The sequence below is a fragment of the Solidesulfovibrio carbinoliphilus subsp. oakridgensis genome, assembly GCF_000177215.2.
GTDB lineage: Bacteria > Desulfobacterota > Desulfovibrionia > Desulfovibrionales > Desulfovibrionaceae > Solidesulfovibrio > Solidesulfovibrio carbinoliphilus.
The window spans coordinates 1,410,764-1,431,282 of the sequence record NZ_CM001368.1; the positions used below are offsets into that span (position 1 = coordinate 1,410,764).

The window sequence follows — 20,519 nt, forward strand, 5'->3', positions numbered from 1 at the left end:
GAAATTTACACCTGTTGACCGCAATTCGGGCAAAACTTGTAATGGTCGTCGGCTACAGGTTGCCGGCAGACAGGACAGTTCTTGCCCACGGGGGCCAGTTCGACCAGGAGCTCTCCCTCCCGGACCGGGACCATCTTGCGGTCGTTGGTGTAATCCGCGCTTTTGAGCACCCGCTTGACCGTCGCATCCATGGGCGCGGCCACGGATTTTTCCTGCTTCATGACCGAGACGTTGAAAAGCTCCTCGCCGGTCCGCACGTAGTCGTTGGGGCTGACCTGCATGACCCACAGGTCGCCGGAAACGGGCGCGCCCACATGGAAGGGGTTTTTCGGGTCCGCCATCTCCACCTGGGGCGCCGAACCGCCCTGGGGCGCGGCCACGGCCACCTGGTGGCTCAGGATTTCGGAATCGAGCGCATAGCGCACGGTTGCCGCGCCGCTCGCATCCGGACGGGAGATATTGAGGATCGACAGGTGGTGGGGCTTGCCCAGGCTGTCGGAGAAGAGGAGCTCCTCGCCGGGTTCCAGGCCCTCGAACCAGACGTCGAGGGGCAGACGGTTGGGATCGCCGAATTTCTTGCGGAATTCGATGGTCTTCAAGGCATCGCCCGGGTGGTTCAGGTAGAGCACGAACTCCTCGTTGGTGGGTTCGCGGCCGATCTGCTTGGTAAGGGCCACCATCTCGGCCTCGAAATCGGTCTCGCCCAGGGCGTCGAGGGGCGAGTCCTCGGTGCGGGTGGCCAGGGCCCGCTTGTAGTCGGGGCCAAAGGCGCTTTCGTAGACCCAGTCCGGCGGAAAGCCAAGGGGCATCTTCCCGAACTTGCCGAGCAGCAGGTTCCTGAAGGCGTCGTTGCAATTGGCGTAAAGGAGCAGCCGGTCGTGCCGGGCGGCCTGGGTCAGACACTCGTCCGGGGTCTCGGCCACGGCCTCGAGCACTTCGAGCATGTCCTTGACGGCCCGCTCGCCCCCGGCCTTATACGCACTGGTCACGGCCAGAAAGGCCGTGTTCCAGGTGATCTGGGACCCGGGGGTCACGTCGTGGTAGCGCACGATCTTGCGCGTGCCGGCCAGGAATTGGAGCATGTAGGGCAACAGATGGATGTAGCCCTGCTTCATGGCCCCTTCCTGGGACGACGACGTGGCCCCGCCCGGCATGGCGTGGTCCACCACATCGTAGTCAATGCCCTGGAAGTACGGAGCGGTGTAGCGGTCGTAGTAGGGCATGATCTGCTTCAGGACGAAGTTGGCGGCCCGGATCATTTCCTTGTTGTTCTTGGTCAGGGCCACCGGCACGCCGAGGTCGCCCTCGATGTAGGCGGCCGTGGAGAGGACCTCGCCCTGCCCGTACCAGCGGACCGAGGCGCCGATGGCCGTGTCCACGATATGGGCCCCGGCCAGGGCGGCCGCACCCACGGCCGGCACGAACAGTCCGTCCGTGTAGTGGCGGTGGTAGTCGACGACAAGGTCGGGATAGCCCTTGCGGATGGCCGTCACCAGCTCCTTGACGAAGCGCGGCGGGCAGACGCCGGCCATGTCCTTGAGGGCCAGGATGATGCTTTTTTCGGCCTTGGCCCGGGTCATGCCGCCGGCCTTGGCCACCTGGTCGAGGATGGCCTCCAGGACGCCAAGGTAATGGGGCACGTCAAAGCCCTTGGCAAAGGACAAGGAGAGGGACGGCTCGAAAATGACGTCGGGCCGTGACAGGGCCACCTCGGCAAAGGGGTACATGTTGTCGATGTGGTTCAGGAAATCAAAGCAGCGGATAACGTCGTAGTGCTCGCAGATCATCTCGCCGGTCAGCCGCATCATGTTGCGCGGCTGGGGCTTGTAGCCAAGCACGTTGGTCGAGCGGATAAGCAGCTGCTTCAGGGTCTTCGGCGCGAACCGGTTCCACTCCGCCGCCTCGGTGAAGGGGTAGGTCATGTTGGCCATCATGGCCACGTGGAAGTGGGCCCCGCCGCCGTTTTCCAGGGCGAAAAAACCGCAGTTGTCGAGGTAGGGGCCGACCAGCTCGTCCTCGGCCAGCCGGAAGCGGTTGCCGCTGTTGGACTGGGTGATGTCGCGGGTGGTGGTGTCCACGAAGTGGACCTTGCCCGAGTCGCGCACCACGTCGAGAATGGCCTGCCGGTCGCCGCGGGGATAGGGGCTTTCGTGGCTGCGGAAGTCGACGTCCGGCATGTGGGGCTGGAAGCGGCCGAGCCGGTAGTCCTCGCGGCCGCGGTATCGGTCGAGCATGACGTGGGGGTTGTAGCCCCGGGCGGAAATCTCGGCCACCAGGCACGACAGGCGAAGGGCCTCGGGCTCCTCGTCGAGATAGTCGAGGAGGATCGGATTCTGGGCGATGAACTTGGTGTCGAACTCGCCTTTGACGAAGTCCTCGTTGCGCAGGATCTGGCGGTGGAAGGGAATGGTCGTTTTGAGCCCGCCGATGATGTACTCGCGCAGGGCCCGCTCCATGACGGCCACGACCTTGGGCCAGTTGCGGCCGTAGGAAATGAGGAGCGCCCCGGCCGAATCGTACTGGGTCGGGAACTCGTACCCGGCCGAGAGGCAGGAATCGAGCCGGATGCCCTGGCCGCCGGGCGAGAGGTAGCGTGCGATGAGCCCCGCGTTCGGGGTGAAGTTGCGCTTGGGGTCCTCGCAGTTGATGCGAAGCTGCATGGCGTGGAGGAAGGGCCGGGTGTCGCCGCAGTTGAACCGCAGCTTGCCGCCAAAGGCGATGTTGATCTGCTCCTCGACCAGGTCCACGCCGTAGCGGCACTCGGTGATGCCGTGCTCGACCTGGAGCCGCGTGTTGACCTCGATCAGGTACGGCTCGCCGTCGGCGTCGACCAGGAATTCCACGGTGGCCAGGGAATAGTAGCCCGTCTCGCGCACCAGCCGCTCGGAATAGTCCTTGAGGCGCTGCCTGAGTTCGTCGGTCATGCCCCGCCAGGGCGAGGGGGTGATCTCCACGAGCTTCTGGTGGTTGCGCTGGACCGAGCAGTCGCGTTCGTCAAAGGCGAACACGTTGCCGTGCATGTCGGCCGCCACCTGGATCTCGATGTGGCGCACCGAGGTGAGGAGCTTTTCCACGAAAAGGCGCGGATTGCCGAACGAGGCCTGGGCCATGGCCGAAGCCTTGGAAAAGGCGGATTCGAGCTGGGCCTCGGAATAGATTTCGTAGATGCCGCGGCCGCCGCCGCCGCCCTCGGCCTTGAGCATGATGGGGAAGCCGATCTTGGCCGCGATGGCCCGGGCCTCGGGAATGGTGACCGAGCCTTCGGAGCCGGGCACCACCGGAATGCCAAGGCCCATGGCCAGCCGGCGCACGTCGACCTTGTTGCCGAGGCTCTGCATGGCCTCGGCCGAGGAGCCGATGAAAATGATGCCGGCCTCGGCGCATTTGCGCGGGAATTCGGCGTCCTCCGAGGCGAAGCCCCAGCCGGGATGGATGGCCACGACCCCGTGGGCCTTGGCTTTCTTGATGATCCCGTCGATATCGAGATAGGCCCGCGAGTCGGCCCCCAGGGTGATCAGCTCGTGGGCACCGGCCGTGGCCGGGGACGTCATGTCGACGTCGGTGACGGTGAGTACCGGGATGGCGCGCAACCGTTCACGGATGGAACGCAAAACACGCCGCGCGGAAATGCCCCGGTTGGCGACGAGGATCTTCTTTCCTTCCACTTCGGAAAGGACTTCCAGAAACGTCTTGGCGATCATACTGTCCTCTGACCCCTTCGGGCGACCAGTCCATTTTCTCGTGTGAGATCCGGCGGGGGCCGGTATCAAAGGAGGGATACGCTCCCGTTATGCAGCGTCAAATCCTGCCCGGGACCTGGGTCGCGACGCCTGAGCCGAAGTCCCCCGTCCTCGGCCAAACCGACGATCCTCGCCCGAAACGCGTCCGATCCGCTCTCGCGCACGAGCACGTCCCGCCCCATCCAGGCCAGGCGGCGCGCCAGAAAACGGGACAGCTCCCGCGAGCCCGATACCGCAACGCACAGCCGATAGCAGGTTTGGACGGACTTCACAAGTTCGGCCCACTCCGTAACCGCGCCGCGCACCTCGCCAAAAAGGTCGAGGCGGGCGGCCTCGGCCGCGTGGTCACGCCGCAGGAACGCCGGGTCCGGGGCGCTTGCCAGGTTGAGCCCGACCCCAACCAGGGTGGTCCCGTCCCGCTCCTCCAGAAGAATGCCCCCGACCTTGCGGTCTTTGACCAGAAGATCGTTCGGCCATTTGACCAGGGCGGAAAATCCCCGGGCGTGCAAGGCGTCGGCCAGGCAGGCCCCGGCCACCACCGGGGCCAGGACAGCCAGATCGCCCGTGGCCTCGGGCCAAGCCAGGGCGGCGTAGAGATTTCCCGGCGGCGAGACCCAGTCCCGGCGCATCTGCCCACGCCCCTTCGTCTGGGACAGGGCCAGGACCGTGGCGAAAGGCGGGAGCAGCCCCGCCCCCGCGAAGGCCCGGGCCACATCCAGGCTCGACCCGCACGGCCCCACGCACAGAACCGGATCGGCCACCTGTCCGGCGTCGCCCCGGGCCATGTCCCACTGGCCGGCCGCCGGACCGTATTCGGGCCCAAGCCCGACGGTGCGCCACGGCCCGAGCCGGGCCGCGTCGGCCGCCCACAAAGGGTGGGCGGCGGCCAGGGAGGCGGGGGATAACGTCCCGGCCAGGTCCGGTCCGCCGGACCGCCAGAGCCATATGCCGCCCGCGGCAAAGGGGTTTTGCGGCATGGGGACTTTGCCCCCTGGATTTTTCAAGGAATTTGGGACAATGTCCGCCCCGGAGTCATGCATGAAACGTTATCTCGTTGGCGGCGCGGTCCGCGACATCCTTCTTGGCCGGCCGGTAGTGGATCAGGATTACCTCATCGTCGACGCCACGCCCGAAGCGTTCCTGCGAAGGTACCGGAGAGCGCGGCAAGTCGGCAAGACCTTTCCGGTTTTCATGCTCGGCAGCGCCCAGTACGCCTGGCCGCGCGGGGATGACATCAACGAGGACCTGCTGGCCCGGGACCTGACCATAAACGCCATGGCCATGGGCGATTCGCGCCAGATCGCGGGCCGGCTGCACTTCCATCCCCTGGCCCTGACCGACCTGCGGGACCGGATTTTGCGTCCCTGCGGCGAGATGTCCATGTTCGACGACCCGCTGCGGGTCTACCGGGCGGCCCGGTTCGCGGCCTCGCTGCCGGATTTTTCCCCGCACCCGGAACTTCTCGCCCAGATGAAGGCCGTGGCCGCCTGCGGCGTCCTGTCCGACATCTTTGCCGAACGGGTGGCCCAGGAAGTCAGAAAGGCCCTGGATGCGCCGAAGCCCTCGCGGTTTTTCGCGCTTCTGGCCGAAACCGGCTGCCTCCTGCCCTGGATGCCGGAGCTGGAGGCCGCCCGCCATGTGCCGGCCGGGCCGGCCGAGCACCACAGCGGCAGCGTCTTCGCCCACATGTGCGACATGGCCGACCAGCTCGCCGGCAAGCCCATCGCCGGCTGGATGGCCGTGTGCCACGACCTGGGCAAGACGCGCACGCCCGAGTGCGAGTGGCCGCGCCACCACGGCCACGACGAGGCCGGGGCGGACGTGGCCGAGGAACTCGGCAAGCGCCTCAAACTCCCCAACCGCGTGCGCGAGTCGGGCGTGGCCGCGGCCCGGTTCCACATGAAGGCCGCCCGCTACCACGAACTGCGGGCCGGCACCCGGGTGGACATGCTCACCTGGCTGCACAAGCACGAGCTGGTGGAGCCCCTTTTCGAGGTGGTGCGGGCCGACAGCGGCGAGGACGTGACCGGACTCGTCAAGCGGGACATGAAGCTTATGCTCTCGGTCCACCTGCCCGGCAAACAACGGATGCGCGGCCCCCTTTCCGGCGAAAAGCTGCGCAACCTCCGCTGCCAGAAGCTGGCCGAGATGGACAGGAAGCTCGGGGAAGACAAAGAACCGGCCGGGGAAGGACTTCCCGGCGACGACGTTTCCCCGGACCGGGACGACTGACCCGCCGTCCGCTCCGATCCCCCGCCCTCCCGGGCCGACGCTCCCTTCTTTCCCCACAAAAAAAGGCCGGGACGACTGCGCCGTCCCGGCCCTTCTCGCGTACCCCCGCCCGGGGGGGCCGGGGGCCGGTATGGTGGCTCCCCCCGGCCGCCGGGGGCATCTTCTCTGTCTAATGCCGGGGTTCGGCCCGGAATTCTTCCTTCAAAAGCGTCTCCGTCAGGGGCACGGCGTCCTCGGTCTTGCGGCAAAAGACCTTCTCCGGCTCGGGGCAGACCAGCGCCTTGCCCAGGACCTCGTCCATGCTCTCGACCTTGATGATCTCCATGTCCTTCAAGATGGCCTCGGGCACTTCCTTCAGGTCCTTTTCGTTCTCCGCCGGAATGATGGCCGTGCGGATGAGGCCCCGGTGGGCGGCGAGCAGCTTTTCGCGCAGGCCGCCGATGGGCAGGACCCGGCCCCGGAGCGTGATCTCGCCGGTCATGGCGATGTCGTTTCGCACCGGGATGTTAAGAAGCGCCGAGATGATGGTCGTGGCCAGGGTGATGCCGGCCGACGGGCCGTCCTTGGGGATGGCGCCCTCGGGCACATGGATGTGGATGTCGATCTCCTTGTGAAAATCGGGCTTGAGGCCGTAGAGCCCCGAGCGCGAACGCAGGTAGGACAGGGCCGCCCGGGCCGATTCCTGCATCACCTCGCCAAGCTTGCCCGTGATCTCCACCTTGCCGGTGCCCGGCATGATGGCCGCCTCGACCATGAGGATCTCGCCGCCGACCTCGGTGTAGGCCATGCCGGTGCAAAGCCCCACCCGCGGCGCGGCCTCCATCTCGCCGTGCCGGTGCTTGGGCACGCCGAGGTAGGATTCGAGGTTGGCCTTGGTGATCTCGAAGGCGGTTTCCTCGTTTTTGCCCTCGACCAGCTTGCGGGCCACCTTGCGGCATACGGAGGCCAGTTCGCGCTCGAGGTTGCGGACCCCGGCCTCGCGGGTGTAGCGCCGGATGACCTCGAGCAGGGCCTCCTCGTCAAAGGACAGGTTCTCGTCTTTCAGGCCATGCTGCTCGATGTTTTTCGGCAGAAGGAACCGGCGACCGATCTGGCTCTTCTCCGTTTCCAGGTAGCCCGGGATGCGGATGATCTCCATGCGGTCCTGCAGCGGCAGCGGGATCGAGTGCAGGGAGTTGGCCGTGGTGATGAAAAAGATCTTGGACAGGTCGTAGTCCAGATCGAGGTAGTGGTCGTTGTAGGCGTAGTTCTGCTCGGGATCGAGGACTTCGAGGAGCGCGGACGAGGGATCGCCCCGGAAATCCGTGCTCATCTTGTCCACCTCGTCCAGGCAGAAGACGGGGTTGTTAAACTTCACGCGCTTAAGCGACTGGATGATCTTGCCGGGCAGGGCCCCGACATAGGTCCGCCGGTGGCCGCGGATCTCGGCCTCGTCGCGCACGCCGCCCAGGGACAGACGCACGAACTCCCGGCCCATGGCCTTGGCAATGGACTTGGCGAGCGAGGTCTTGCCGACGCCGGGGGGGCCGACCAGGCACAGGATGGGGCCCTTGATGCGGTCCACGAGCTTCTGGACGGCCAGATACTCGAGGATGCGCTCCTTGGGCTTTTCCAGGCCGTAGTGGTCCTCGTTGAGGATGGCTTCGGCCGCGGTGATGTCGAGGTCCGTTTCCTGGTAGACGGCCCAGGGCAGGTCCAGGATCCACTCCACGTAGTTGCGCACCACCGTGTATTCGGCCGAGGACGGCGGAATCTGGCGCAGCTTTTTGATCTCGCGCAGGGTCTTTTCCCGGGCCTCTTCCGGCATGTTCTTTTCTTCGAGGCGCTTTTCGAATTCAACGGCCTCGGCCCCGGGATCGTCCTCGCGGCCCATCTCTTTGTTGATGGCCTTGATCTGCTCGTTTAAATAGTACTCTTTCTGGTTCTTCTCCATCTGCTGCTTGACGCGGTTTTTGATCCGCTTCTCGATGGAGGAGATTTCGATCTCGCCCTGCAGGAAGGCATAGGTCTCTTCCAGGCGGCGCACGGGCTCAAGCTCTTCCAGCACCCCCTGCTTCTTGATGTAGTCGACCTTCAGATGCGGCATGACGGCATCGGCCAGACGACCGGGGGACGTGATGGAATTGATGGCCAGGATGGTTTCCGGGGCCAGCTTCTTGTTGATGCGGCCGTAGTGCTCGAGGGCCTCCTGGGTGGCCCGGATGAGGGCGTCGGATTCGGCGCCGGCCGACTCTTCCTCGGGCACGCGGCGCACGGTCACCATGGGATAGTCGGCGTCCTCGCCCACGCCCATGGTCTCGGACTCCCACTCGGCCCGGTACAGGCCCTCGAACAGGACCTTGATGGTGCCGTCCGGCAGGCGGAGCATCTGGAGGATCTTGCTGACCGTGCCCATTTCGAACAGGTCTTCGGGGTTCGGCTTCTCGGTTTCCGGGGAGCGCTGGGCCACCAGGAAGATCTTCTTGTCGTGGGCGGCCACGGCCTGCTCGATGGCCTTGATGGAGGCCTCGCGGCCGACGAAAAGGGGGGCGATCGAACGCGGGAACATCACCACTTCCCGCAGGCTCATCATGGGAAGGCGTATGGTCTCGGCGGCGAACCGATCGTTGTCGAAGGTAAAACCTGTCATGCAACCTCCCGCTTACGGGGTTTTACTCGGCTTGCGCCGCCCGGATCGGAAGGGTCCGATCCGGGCGGCGATGCGGCAGGTTTCAAGGTAAGGCGAAAAAAAACGTTGTCAAACGAGAGACGGAACCGTTCAGGCGGATTTGACTTCCTGGTGGTAAAAAAGGAGCGGTTCGAGGCCCTTCTCCACCACGGCCTTGTTGATCACGCACTCCTTGACGCCGGTCAGGGACGGCAGCTTGTACATGATCTCGAGCATGATGCTCTCCATGACGTTGCGCAGCCCCCGGGCCCCGGTCTTACGCTCGATGGCCTTCTCGGCAATGGACTCCATGGCGTTTTTCGTGAACCGCAGCCGCACCTTGTCGAGCTCGAAAAGCTTCTGGTACTGCTTGGTGAGCGCGTTTTTGGGCTCGGTCAGGATGCGCACCAAGTCTTCCCGGGTCAGCTCCTCGAGGCTGGTCAGGATCGGAATGCGGCCGATGAACTCCGGGATGAGGCCGAACTTGATCAGATCGGCCGGATGGGCCAGGGAGAGCATCCGCGACATGTCGTCGTCATGGCGGGCCTCGACCTTGGCCCCGAAGCCCATGGCCGTGCCGCGCATGCGGTGGCCGACGATCTTTTCCAGGCCGATAAACGCCCCGCCCACGATAAAGAGGATGTTGGCGGTATTTAAGCGAATGAATTCCTGCTGCGGGTGCTTGCGGCCCCCCTTGGGCGGAATGTTGGCCTCGGTGCCTTCGATGATCTTCAGGAGCGCCTGCTGCACGCCCTCGCCCGACACGTCGCGGGTGATGGACGGGCTGTCGCCCTTGCGCGCGATCTTGTCGATCTCGTCGATGTAGATGATGCCCTTGCTGGCGGCCTCGATGTCATAGTCCGCGTTCTGCAGCAGCTGGACCAGGATGTTCTCCACGTCCTCGCCCACGTAGCCGGCCTCGGTCAGGGTGGTGGCGTCGGCGATGGCGAAGGGGACGTTCAGGATCCGGGCCAGGGTCTGGGCAAGGAGCGTCTTGCCCGAACCGGTGGGGCCGATCAGGAGGATGTTGCTCTTGTCGATCTCCACGTCGTCGGCGCCGGCCGCACCCGCGTAATAGACCCGCTTGTAGTGGTTGTGCACGGCCACGGCCAGGATCTTCTTCGCCTGTTCCTGGCCGATGACATACTCGTCAAGGAGGCGCTTGATCTCGGCCGGGGGCAGCAGCTTGCCGCCCTCGGTCTCCTCGCTGACGGATTCCTGGGCAATGATCTCGTTGCAAAGCGAGACGCACTCGTCGCAAATGTAGACGTCCGGCCCGGCGATCAGCCGCTGGACCTCGTCCTGGTTCTTGCCGCAAAACGAGCAGCACAACTCGCCCGACACGGTGCTCTTCTTCCTAGTCATACGGGAAAACCCACCCTGCCCGGCGCACCGGGCGTTTTGGCCGAAGCCCGAAAGGGCCTTACCCCTCTTCGGGTTCCTTTTTCGCAACAGGTTCCCTGGAGGTCAACACCTTGTCGATGAGACCATAGGTCACGGCCTCGTCGGCGTTCATGAAATAGTCGCGATCGGTATCGACCCGGACCTTTTCGATATCCTGGCCGGTGTGGCGGGCCATGATCTCGTTTAAGGATTCGCGAATCCGCAAGATTTCCCGGGCGTGGATGTCGATGTCCGTGGCCTGGCCCTGGAAGCCGCCCATGGGCTGGTGGATCATGATGCGGCTGTGCGGCAGGGCGTAGCGCATGCCGGTCGCCCCGGCGCAAAGGAGCAGGGCTCCCATGCTGGCGGCCTGGCCCATGCAGAGCGTGGACACCTTGGGCAGCACGTACTGCATGGTGTCGTAGATGGCGAGGCCGGCCGTTACGGAACCGCCCGGGGAATTGATGTACATGAAGATCTCTTTCTCGGGGTCCTCGGACTCCAGGAAGAGGAGCTGGGCGCAGATCAGGTTGGCCACGTGGTCGTCCACGGCGCTGCCAAGCAGGATGATGCGGTCGCGCAGCAGTCGGGAATAGATGTCATAGGCCCGTTCGGACCGGCCTGTGGTCTCAATGACGATAGGGATCGTGGGCATGGGGCTCCCTTTTTGCACCGGGACGCGACACGGAGCGACATTTTCGTCGCCTCCCGCGCCGGCCGCAACCGTCCGGTTCCGGGTTTCGGAGGCGGCGGCGGGTGTTCACCCCGCCGCCGCCTCCGGTTCACGACATAACATGCAAGAAAGGGGCCTTCTTTTTCCGGCTAGTCGCGGACGCCGTAGCCGGGCTCCCCTTCCGCCGCCTCGACCGGGGCCACCTTGGTGACCATGGCGTTGGCATAAATGAAATCCGCGGCCTTGTCCGCCAGAAGCTTGTCGCGGACCATGATCATGAGGCCGTTGTCCTCATAGTAGCGCTTGAGCATGATCACGTCCTGTCCCACCTGGGTGGAGAGGCGGTAGAAGAACGCGTCCATTTCCTGGGGGGTGACGGTCAGTTCTTCCTTGGCGGCCACGGCCGACAGGAAGATCTGGGTCTTGACCATCTCCTGGGCCTTGGGCGTCATTTCGGCTTCCAGGTCGGCCATGGTCTTGCCCGAGCCTTCCAGGTTCTTGCCCCGGCGCTCCAGCTGGTTGACGAACTCGTCGGCCATCTGGGCCACCTGCTGCTCGACCACGGTCTCGGGCAGCGGGAAGTCCACCTGGGCCAGGAGCTTGTCCAGCAGCTTTTTCTGGGCCGAGGACCGGTGGAGGTCGGCGCGCGATTTCTTGTAGGACATGGTAATGGCTTCGCGCATCTTGTCCAGGTTTTCGAAGTTGCCGGCCTTCTTGGCCAGCTCGTCGTCCACGGCCGGGAGCTTGCGCTCCTTGACCACGTGCACGGCCACCTTCATGTTCACGGTGCGACCGGCCAGGTCGGCATTGATGAAGTCGGCCGGGAAGGTCATCTCGGCCTCGCCCTCGGAGCCGGCGGCCACGGTTTTGACGAGGGCCTCGAACTCGGGCAGGGCCTGGCCTTCGCCAAGGGTCAGCTCGAAATTCTCGGCCCGCACGCCGGGCACGGCCTGGCCGTTTTCAAAGGCCTCGAAGGTGACGGACACCACGTCGCCGTCGGCCGGCATGCGGTCGCCGCTGATCGGGGTCACTTCGGCCAGGTTCTTCCGGACCCGTTCGATGACGGCGTCGATCTCGGCGTCGCTGACGAGGACGTCCTCTTCCTCGATGGCCTGGCCCTTGTATTCGGGCAGGTCGAAGGCCGGGGCGTGCTCGAAGGTGAAGGTGTAGTCAAGCGGCGTATCCTTGGACAGGGCGGCGTCGCTGACATCCAGGCCGGACAGGGGCGAGAGCTTGAGGTCGCCCATGATCTCATTGATGTGGACGTTGATGAGATCGGTGGTGGCTTCGCCGACGATTTCCTTCTTGAAGCGGGATTCGATCACGCTCGAAGGCACCTTGCCCTTGCGAAAGCCCTTGATGTCGACCTTGGAGCGGTACAAGGCCACGGCGGAGGCCAGGGCGGCGTTGGCTTCCTCGGCCGGAACGGAAACGTTGACCTGCGTTTTGACAGGCGAGATCTGGGTGACGGTATATTCCAAGGATTCCTCCGGGCTTATCGCCCCGACCCTCCGGGGGTGGGGCGGATTTTGGATCGAGTGGGGTACGTAATTGCGGATACGAAATAGGCAATACTACAGGAAGAGCCGGTGAAAGGAAAGCCTCAAAACCGGGGTTTTCGCAACGGCGGCCCCAAGCCGCCCGCCGCCCGCCAAGCCGGGCGGCCCAAAAGCGCCGGTCAGGCCGCCGGGCCGTACCCGCCGCCGCCCGGCGTCTCCACGCGCAGCCGGTCCCCGGCCCGCAGCCGCACGTGGAACTTGCCGGGCATGACCATTTCGCCGGTGCGCCGCGTCACGACATTGACGCCGGCCGCGCCTTCGCCGCCGCCGTCGAGGCCCCAGGGCCCGCGCAGCCGCCGGTCGGACAGGATGGTCACCTCGACCGGCACCAGCGCCTCGATCTCGCGCACCAGCCCGTCGCCGCCGACGTTTTTGCCCGGGCCGCCGGAACCCCGGCGCAGGGCGTAGCGCGTCACCCGCAGGGGGTAGGCGTATTCCAGGGCCTCGATGGGGGTATTTAACGTATTGGTCATGTGGGAGTGGACGGCGGCCTGCCCGGGACCGGCGGCGTCGGCCCCGGCCCCGCCGGCCAGGGTCTCGTAGTAGGTGAAGGGCCTTTTGGTCCGGGGATCGACCCCGCCCAGGGCCACGTTGTTCATGGTCCCCTGGGAGGCGGCCGGAATGCGGCCGGGCAGGGCCTCGGCCAGGGCGGCCAGGATCACGTCCACGATGCGCTGGGAGGTCTCGACGTTGCCGCCGGCCACGGCCGCCGGAAAGCGGGCGTCGACCACGGTGCCGGCCTTGGTCCTGACGGTGATCGGGCGCAGGCAGCCGGCGTTGGTCGGCGTGTCGCCGCCGGCCAGGGCGCGAAAGACGTAGAGCGCGGCCGAGACGGCAATGGCCTTGACCGCGTTGACGCAGCCGGGCGTCTCCGGGTCGCTCCCCGTAAAATCCAGTTCCGCCTGGTCGCCGTCCACGGTCAGGACCAGGCGGACGGTGATGTCGTGCCCCCCTGCCCCGTCGTCGTCCAGGCAATCCTCGGCCCGGTACGTGCCGTCCGGTATGGCGGCGATGGCCGCGGCCATCATCTTGCCGGCGTAGTCCATGAGGGCCGTGGCCATGGAGGCGGCCGCATCCCGGCCGTGGGCCGCGACCAGGGCTTCGAGCCGGGCCACGCCGGTCCTATTGGCCGTGATCTGGGCCGCGAAATCGCCCTGCCGCTCCTGCGGCGTGCGAACGTTGGCCAGAAAGAGGTTCATGACGTCCGGCACGACCTCGCCCCGGGCCACGATCCGGACCGGCGGGATGACGAGGCCTTCCTGGAAAATGGAGGTGGAAAGCGGCATGGAGCCGGCGGACATGCCGCCGACATCGGCGTGGTGGGCCCGGCTGGCCACGTAGAAAAGCGGCGTGTCGCCCCCGGCGTAGACCGGGGCCACCAGCGTGATGTCGGGCAGGTGGGTGCCGCCCTTGAAGGGGTCGTTCACCATGGCCATATCGCCCGGCGAGAGCTCCATGGCCTCCAGGATGGCGGCCACCGACAGCGGCATGGAGCCAAGATGGACCGGGATATGGGCGGCCTGGGCCACCATGCGGCCCTCGGCGTCAAAGACCGCGCAGGAAAAATCCCGCCGCTCCTTGATATTGGGGGAGTAGGCAGCCCGGGTCAGGGCCATGCCCATTTCCTCGGCCACGGAGGCGAACTTGTTCTTGAAGACTTCCAGCGTGATCGGATTTATAATCATTTGCACGCCTTTCTATTTTCTTTAAAAACAAAAAGTTAAACTGTTACAAGAATTTACAACACTGGCCCAGAGTCTTAAAATTTCCACAGGAAGAGTAGACAGTGTAGCGCCAAGTAAAAATAAAGTTATACTGACCTCCGCATTATACGCGCTACTAACAACTGATGCGTCTAATACATCTTTAATTACTTTTATTTCAATACCTTGAAAACCAAAGTGATGGTTAATATTATTTTCTATTCGTAAAATCTCCTTCTTAAAAAAATTAAATTTATTTTCTTCCATTTTATTTATCGAATCAATCTCCTTTTCTAATTTATTGATTCTTTCTTCAAGTGAATTTTTTGACGACTCATCAATAATTACAGAATGATCCAATATTCTAAACCCAACAGGAATTTCAGCCATTCGGCAAACGACAGACTCGCTTTCCTTTAATGGACATAAATTAAAAGAATCATGGAAACGAGATCTATAATTTGGTATTTTCAATTTTTTCTTTAAAATTATAAGATCTACAATAGAAATAAAAAATCTCAAAAATTGCAATACCATTCCTACATGCATTATTCTTTTTTCAGACATTGGCCTAGAGACTATGACAAAAAAACATATAATTAACACCAAAAAAAATAGCGCCCACCTTCCAATCGAGTTAATCCAATCAATAAAATCGTTGAACTTTGATTCCATCTAATCACACAGCCTTCCATTATAAGAATAATTCAAAATTCTTAGACTGATTTATGAAAAATATTTCGAAGAAATGTTCCAAAATCTCCGACATAAGCCCTCCCCCCGTGGTGGGCGAAGGTGCCGGGCACGCTGACGTGGACCTGTCCGCCGATGTCGCGCCAGCGTTTGCAGAAGGCGTAATCCTCGGGCAGGTAGTCGCGGGTTTCGGGATCGATGGCCGTATCGAAAAAGGCGAAGCTCTCGTTCGCTTCGGCATTGGTGCAATCGTGGCGGTAGTGCAGTTCCGGGTAGGCCTCCTGCAGGCGGAGAAGCACCTCCCGGCGCACCATCATGAACCCCGTGGCCGCGTACTCCACTTCGAGAAACCCGGCCGCGTCCATGCGGCAGCCGGCCTTGACCCTGACCGCGTAGTCGAGGCTGGCCGCCTCGGCCACGGCCGGGGAGGTGCCGGCCGGCTGACCCATGACCCGGTCCAGGCGCAAACCCTTGACCGGGTAGACGCCGCACACCACATCCTTGCCCGAGGAAAGGAGGCGCGTCACCATCTGCGGCTGGAATTCGATGTCCGCGTCGATGAAAAGGAGGTGCGTGGCCCGGGGGTCGCGCAGAAATTCGTTGGCAATGCCGTTTCGCACCCGGGTGATCAGGCTGTCCCCCGCCGGGGTCAGCAGCCTAAATGGCACCCGCTCCCGGTTGAGCATGTCTTTTAACGCCAGCATGGACAGCATGTAGGGCAGCGCGACCACCCCGCCGTAGCACGGCGTGCCGATGACGAGCATCCTAGCTCGCCCGCCCCTGCCGCATCTCCCGATACGGCCGCCTCGAATCAAACAACTTCCGCATCGCCCCTCCTCCCCTGTCCGGGCAGCCGCCATGGGCCTTCTCTCCCTCCCCCGTCCCCACCCTGGGCCCCCCTTCCGGGGGGTCCGGGGCAGAGCCCCGGCCGCCGGAGGCATCCCCCTCGCTTCTACGCCCCACCGCCGGTGGCGATAACCAGGTTGCCGAAGCCGTCGACGGTGGCTTCGGCCTTGGGCGGAATGAACGTCGTGGCCGAGGGTTCGGCCACGAGGGCCGGGCCGAGGAGGTGGTTGCCGGGAAGGAGCTTTTCCCGATCGTACCACTGGGCACCGATCTCCCGGCCGCGCCAGACGAGGGGTCGCTCGCCGAGGAACGCCCCTTCGGGCGCGGCCGCGACCAGATGCTTGGCCTCCTCGAAGGCGGGCTTGTCCGTGATGCCCCGGGCCCGGATGCGAAGGGTGACCACCTCGACCACATCCCGGGGATTTTTGAAGCCGAAAATCGCCTCATGGCGGTTGTGAAAGGCGGAATAGGGATCGGCCACGAAGCGGATGGACAATTCGTGGGACTGGCCGCGATAGCGCATGTCGAGCTGGCGTTCGAGCACCACCTTGGCGGCGGGCACGCCCTCCACGGCCATGGCCTCGCGGGCCTTGACCTCCAGGTCGCCGAAAAGCCCGGCCAGTTCGAAGACGTCGGTGGTGTCCGAGCCGAGCATGACCGTGGCCGAGACATCCTTGACCACGTCGGCATAGAGCATGCCGAGGGCCGAAAAAAGGCCGGCATGGCGCGGCACGACCACGGTCTTGACGCCGAGGAGCCGGGCCAGGGACACGGCATGGAGCCCGCCGGCTCCGCCGTAGGAGAGCAAGGCGAACTCGGCCGGATCATGGCCCCGCTCCACGGAAATGACCCGAATGGCCCGTTCCATGGCCGCCTCGGCCACGGCCACGATGCCCTCGGCCGCTTCCACGGGCGAAAGCCCGGCCGCCTGGCCAAGCGTCGCAAAGAGCGGCGGCAGCCGGTCCGGGAAAAGCGGCATGGCCCCGCCGAGAAAAAGATCCGGGGCCAGGCGTCCGAGAAAGAGGTTGGCGTCGGTGACGGTCAGGCCGCCGCCCCGGCCGTAGCAGGCCGGACCCGGCTCGGCCCCGGCGCTTTGGGGCCCGACGCGAAGAGCCCCGCCGGCGTCGAGGAGCGCCAGGGAGCCGCCGCCGGCCCCGACGGTGTGGATGTCGAGCATGGGAGTCTTGATGGGCAGGCCGGCAAGCGTGGCCGAGGCGGCCATGGTCAGGCCGCCGTCCAGGAGCGACACGTCGGTGGAGGTGCCGCCCATGTCGAAGGTGATGAGCCTGTCGCAGCCGGCCGCCTTGCCGATGGCCAGGGCCGCGACCAGTCCGCCGGCCGGGCCGGACAGGATGGTGCGCACCGGCTCCCGGCGGGCCGTGGCGGCGGTGATGAGCCCGCCGCCCGACTGCATGACCGAAAGGGACGCCCCCTCGGGCAGGCCGGCGTCCAGTTCGCCGAGATAGGCGTCCATGACCGGGGCCACGTAGGCGTTGGCCACGGTGGTGGCGGCCCGCTCGTATTCACGAAATTCGGCCAGAAGCTCGCTCGAGAGCGACACCGACACCCCGACCTCGGCCAGGGCCTGGCCGAGGAGTTTCTCGTGCCCGGGCTTCAAAAAGGAAAAAAGGAGGCAGACGGCAACCGACGTGGCCCCGGAGACGGCCACGGCCTGGGCGGCCTTCCAGGCGTCCTCGGGCGTCAGGTCCTCGACGGCCTTGCCCTCGGCCGAGACGCGGCCGGGCACGCCGAACCGCAGGGCCTCGGGCACCAGGCACGGCTCCTTGCGGCTGGAAAGATCATAGAGTTCGGGCCGGTTCTGGCGGCCGATACTGATCAGGTCCTCGAAGCCGGCGTTGGTCACGAAGGCCGTGACCGCGCCCTTGCGCTCCAGGAGCGCGTTGGTGGCCACGGTCGAGCCGTGCAGGACCCTTGTCGGCGAAAAACCCAGGCGGGAAAGGCCCTCGAGGACGGCCCGGGCCGGGTTGTCCGGGGTGGAGGGAAGCTTTAGGACCGCAAAGCCTCCGTCCCGCCGGCAGATAATATCGGTAAAAGTGCCTCCGGTATCCACGCCGACAACGGCCATCTGGCCCCCTTTCCCCTTTTGGGGGAGTTCCGGCAGCGGAAGACGCCTCCGGCGGCCAGGAGAGGCTCTGCCTCTCCTGGACCTCTCCGCCGGGGGGGATGCCCCCCGGACCCCCTGGACTGTTTCAAGGGTACGGGCGCCGGGTTCCAACGCCTGGTGTTCCTCGAAGGTTTCCAACGGGCGACGCCCTTTGGCCGCCGGAGGCTTTATACGACGTTTGTTTTACAGGTTCGCGGCCAGCAGCTCGCCGAAGGCGGCGCAGCCGATGGTGGTCGCGCCCGGGATCTGGTCGGCCAGATCCACGGTGACCTTCTTGCCGGAGATGGTCTTGTCCATGGCGTCGTGGATGAGACTCGCGGCCTCGTTCCAGCCGATGTGGGCCAGGAGCATGGCGCCGCTCAGAATGAGGCTGCCCGGGTTGGCCTTGTCCTTGCCGGCAAGGGCCGGGGCAATGCCGTGGGTCGGCTCGAAAAAGGCCAGCTTCTCGCTCATATTGACGCCGGGAGCCAGGCCAAGGCCGCCGACCTGGGCGGCCAGGGCGTCGGAGATGTAGTCGCCGTTCAAGTTGGTGGTGGCGATAACGGAATAGTCCTGGGGCCGCATGAGAGCCACCTGGAACATGTTGTCCGCGATGCGGTCCTTGATGACGATGGGCTTTTTGCCGCCGGCGGCTGCCTCTTCCTCGGTCATGGTCTGGTCCGCGAATTCCGTGGCCGCCACTTCGTAGCCAAAGGCCCGAAACGCGCCCTCGGTGTACTTCATGATGTTGCCCTTGTGGACGAGGGTCACGCTCGAACGTCCCGAGTCCACGGCAAACCGGATGGCCTTTCTGACCAGCCGCTTGGATCCGGCCGGGGTGATGGGCTTGATGCCGATGCCGGCGGTCTCGTCGACGTTGGCCCCGAGCTCGTCGCGCAAAAAGGCGATGAGTTTCTTGGCCTCGGGCGTGCCGGTCGCATATTCGATGCCGGCGTACACGTCCTCGGTATTTTCGCGGTAAATGACCATGTCCACGAGGTCGGGCCGCTTGACCGGGGATTCGATGCCCTTGAAATAGCGGATGGGGCGGATGCAGGCGTAGAGATCGAGGACCTGGCGCAGGGTGACGTTTAAGCTCCGAAAACCGCCGCCAACGGGCGTGGCCAGCGGGCCCTTGAAAGCCAGTTCCGCGCCGGCCAGGGCATCGAGGGTGGCCTGGGGCAGGTAGTCGCCGGTTTCCTTGAACGCCTTGCCGCCGGCGAGCAGCTCCTTCCAGACGAGCTTGCGGCCGCCGCCGTAGGCCTTTTCCACAGCGGCGTCGAGAACCGGCCGCCCGGCCTTCCAGACATCCGGGCCGATACCGTCGCCCTCGATCCAATATACCGTCTTTTCCATGCGCCTCTACTCCTCATTCGAAATTTCGGACAACTCGAAAGGTTAAAAAGGGTTTGCTCTTTTTGTCAACCAGGGCTTCCGGCCGGCCCCGTCCGAAGCGCCTGCCGCCCCCCGCCCCGCTCCAGTCAGGCGTACGGCAGGAGGAATCCCCCGCGCCTCCCGGGGTCGGGCCAGACACCCCGCCCGGCTAGGACTGCGGCGCCGGGGCATAACGCTTGAATTTGGCCGTCACGTTGTCCTCGAGCCAGCGGGCGTCCCACCACTCGATGGGAATGACCGGCTGCCCGGCGAGATACAGGGCGAAGTGGACCTGATCGCCGTCGGCCAGGCCCGTGGTCCCGGTCTGGCCGATCACATCGCCCTTCTTGACGGCGTCGCCCACGGCCACGGCCGCCCGGGACAGGTGGCCGTAGAGGCTTGAAAGCCCCAGTCCATGGTCGATGACGACCGTGGTGCCGTAGACGCCAAGCGGGCCGGCAAAGACGACCGTGCCGTTGTTGGCCGCCGGCACCGGAGCCTTTGGCACCGAAGCCAGATCGATGCCCATGTGGCTCTCGCGGTCGACCTCCTGGCCCTTGTAGACGTAGGTCCGGTCCGCGCCGAACGATCCCCGCACGGCGGACCGGGGCAGGTAGACGAAGGCGCCGTCCCACAGGGGTTCGGGGGCGCTCTTGGCGGCAAGCGTCGCCAGGGTGGCGTCGGCCTGCCGGCGCAGTTCGCTGTTTATCTTTTTGAAACGTTCCACCGGATCGCGGACCTCGGGGAAGAGGCCGGCATAGGCCGGCAGCCGGGCGGCCAGAAATTCGTCGGACAGCTCCACCCGCTCCTCGCGAAACCGCCGCTTGATGGCCATATTGACGAAAAATCCGGTCTTTTCGTTGCCTGCCGCATCCTCGACAAAGAGCCGGGGCTTGTAGGCTTCGGCCTCGACGTCCTTGGGAAAGGCGAACAGGCAGGCGTATTGGCCGCTTTTTTGCTTGTAGCCGGGAAAGAAGGCCTCGCCCACCACCACGCCGCTTCGGGACACGTCCTTGTTGACCTCGTAGATGACAAGCCCCACCCCGCCCTGGCGCACGTAGTGGGCCGGGGTGAGCGCTTTGACCGAGGGCGGCACGGCGTCGAGGAGCATGCGCCGGGTGATGCGGGCGGTGTTGCCGGCGCCGAGGTTGGCGTAGGAGCCGTCAAAGGCCGCGACTTGCAGCTCGAAGGCGCCGCTTCGGAGTTCCGCCCCCTCCAGGTTGAACCGCTCGGACACATGGTCTTTGGGAGGATCGAAGGTCTTTCGCAGCACGTCGCTGCGGCGCTGGCCCTGGGTGACGGTGACGGTGAGGGAACGGATGCCCGACTGGTCGTCGGCGGCCGTGACCGTGAAGTGCCGCTTCAGGGAAGTGGCGTCGCCCTCGGGGGCCAAGGCCACTTGCGGTTTTTCCGCATCTTTCAGAAAGAGGTAGTATCCGGCAAAGGCCGCCACAGCGAGAGGAGCCACGAGCAGCGCGCCGGCCAGGACGAAAAAGACAGGACCAAAGCTCCTGCGTCGTTTGAAAGGCTTTTTGATGCGCATGCGTTCCGTATCCCCTGGCAGC

13 protein-coding genes are annotated in these 20,519 nt (G+C 64.7%); 1 reads left to right on the plus strand and 12 read right to left on the minus strand.

Annotation, left to right across the window (positions count from 1 at the left end):
* Window positions 1-5 precede the first annotated feature (5 nt).
* Both DFW101_RS06295 and DFW101_RS06300 read right to left on the minus strand, forming a co-directional pair.
* Window positions 6-3,701: a pyruvate carboxylase gene (locus DFW101_RS06295; protein ID WP_009180676.1), complete on the minus strand. Its 3,696-nt coding sequence runs from the start codon at window positions 3,699-3,701 to the stop codon at window positions 6-8.
* 65 nt (window positions 3,702-3,766) lie between these two features.
* The gene (locus DFW101_RS06300) at window positions 3,767-4,717 is read right to left on the minus strand and encodes a biotin--[acetyl-CoA-carboxylase] ligase (protein ID WP_009180677.1); all 951 of its coding nucleotides are present in this window, start codon (window positions 4,715-4,717) and stop codon (window positions 3,767-3,769) included.
* A 61-nt stretch (window positions 4,718-4,778) separates the two neighbouring features.
* On the opposite strand from DFW101_RS06300, the gene DFW101_RS06305 reads away from it, so the two are divergent.
* Entirely contained in the window at window positions 4,779-5,972 is a 1,194-nt protein-coding gene (locus DFW101_RS06305) for a tRNA nucleotidyltransferase/poly(A) polymerase-related protein (RefSeq protein WP_009180678.1), read from the plus strand.
* A 169-nt stretch (window positions 5,973-6,141) separates the two neighbouring features.
* On the opposite strand, the gene lon is transcribed toward DFW101_RS06305, so the two are convergent.
* From lon to DFW101_RS06350, 10 genes are all read right to left on the minus strand, one after another.
* The gene (lon, locus tag DFW101_RS06310) at window positions 6,142-8,601 is read right to left on the minus strand and encodes an endopeptidase La (RefSeq protein WP_009180679.1); all 2,460 of its coding nucleotides are present in this window, start codon (window positions 8,599-8,601) and stop codon (window positions 6,142-6,144) included.
* Window positions 8,602-8,730: 129 nt separating this feature from the next.
* Entirely contained in the window at window positions 8,731-9,984 is a 1,254-nt protein-coding gene (gene clpX, locus DFW101_RS06315; RefSeq protein WP_009108680.1) for an ATP-dependent Clp protease ATP-binding subunit ClpX, read from the minus strand.
* Between the two features lie 58 nt (window positions 9,985-10,042).
* On the minus strand, window positions 10,043-10,657 hold the full coding sequence (clpP, locus tag DFW101_RS06320; RefSeq protein WP_009180680.1) for an ATP-dependent Clp endopeptidase proteolytic subunit ClpP: 615 nt from the start codon (window positions 10,655-10,657) through the stop codon (window positions 10,043-10,045).
* A gap of 167 nt (window positions 10,658-10,824) precedes the next feature.
* Window positions 10,825-12,156: a trigger factor gene (gene tig / locus DFW101_RS06325; protein ID WP_009180681.1), complete on the minus strand. Its 1,332-nt coding sequence runs from the start codon at window positions 12,154-12,156 to the stop codon at window positions 10,825-10,827.
* 197 nt (window positions 12,157-12,353) lie between these two features.
* Window positions 12,354-13,919 (minus strand): hydantoinase B/oxoprolinase family protein, encoded by a 1,566-nt coding sequence (locus tag DFW101_RS06330; protein WP_009180682.1) that lies wholly within the window; start codon window positions 13,917-13,919, stop codon window positions 12,354-12,356.
* A gap of 21 nt (window positions 13,920-13,940) precedes the next feature.
* Window positions 13,941-14,612: a hypothetical protein gene (locus DFW101_RS19445; protein ID WP_009180683.1), complete on the minus strand. Its 672-nt coding sequence runs from the start codon at window positions 14,610-14,612 to the stop codon at window positions 13,941-13,943.
* 41 nt (window positions 14,613-14,653) lie between these two features.
* On the minus strand, window positions 14,654-15,394 hold the full coding sequence (locus DFW101_RS06335) for a glycosyltransferase family protein (protein ID WP_009180684.1): 741 nt from the start codon (window positions 15,392-15,394) through the stop codon (window positions 14,654-14,656).
* A gap of 188 nt (window positions 15,395-15,582) precedes the next feature.
* Window positions 15,583-17,562 (minus strand): hydantoinase/oxoprolinase family protein, encoded by a 1,980-nt coding sequence (locus DFW101_RS06340; RefSeq protein WP_009180685.1) that lies wholly within the window; start codon window positions 17,560-17,562, stop codon window positions 15,583-15,585.
* A 222-nt stretch (window positions 17,563-17,784) separates the two neighbouring features.
* Window positions 17,785-18,936, minus strand: coding sequence for an NADP-dependent isocitrate dehydrogenase (gene icd, locus DFW101_RS06345; protein ID WP_009180686.1), 1,152 nt, complete (start codon window positions 18,934-18,936; stop codon window positions 17,785-17,787).
* 187 nt (window positions 18,937-19,123) lie between these two features.
* Window positions 19,124-20,497 carry a M23 family metallopeptidase gene (locus DFW101_RS06350; RefSeq protein ID WP_009180687.1) on the minus strand — a complete coding sequence of 458 codons (1,374 nt, stop codon included), beginning with the start codon at window positions 20,495-20,497 and terminating at the stop codon, window positions 19,124-19,126.
* Window positions 20,498-20,519 lie beyond the last annotated feature (22 nt).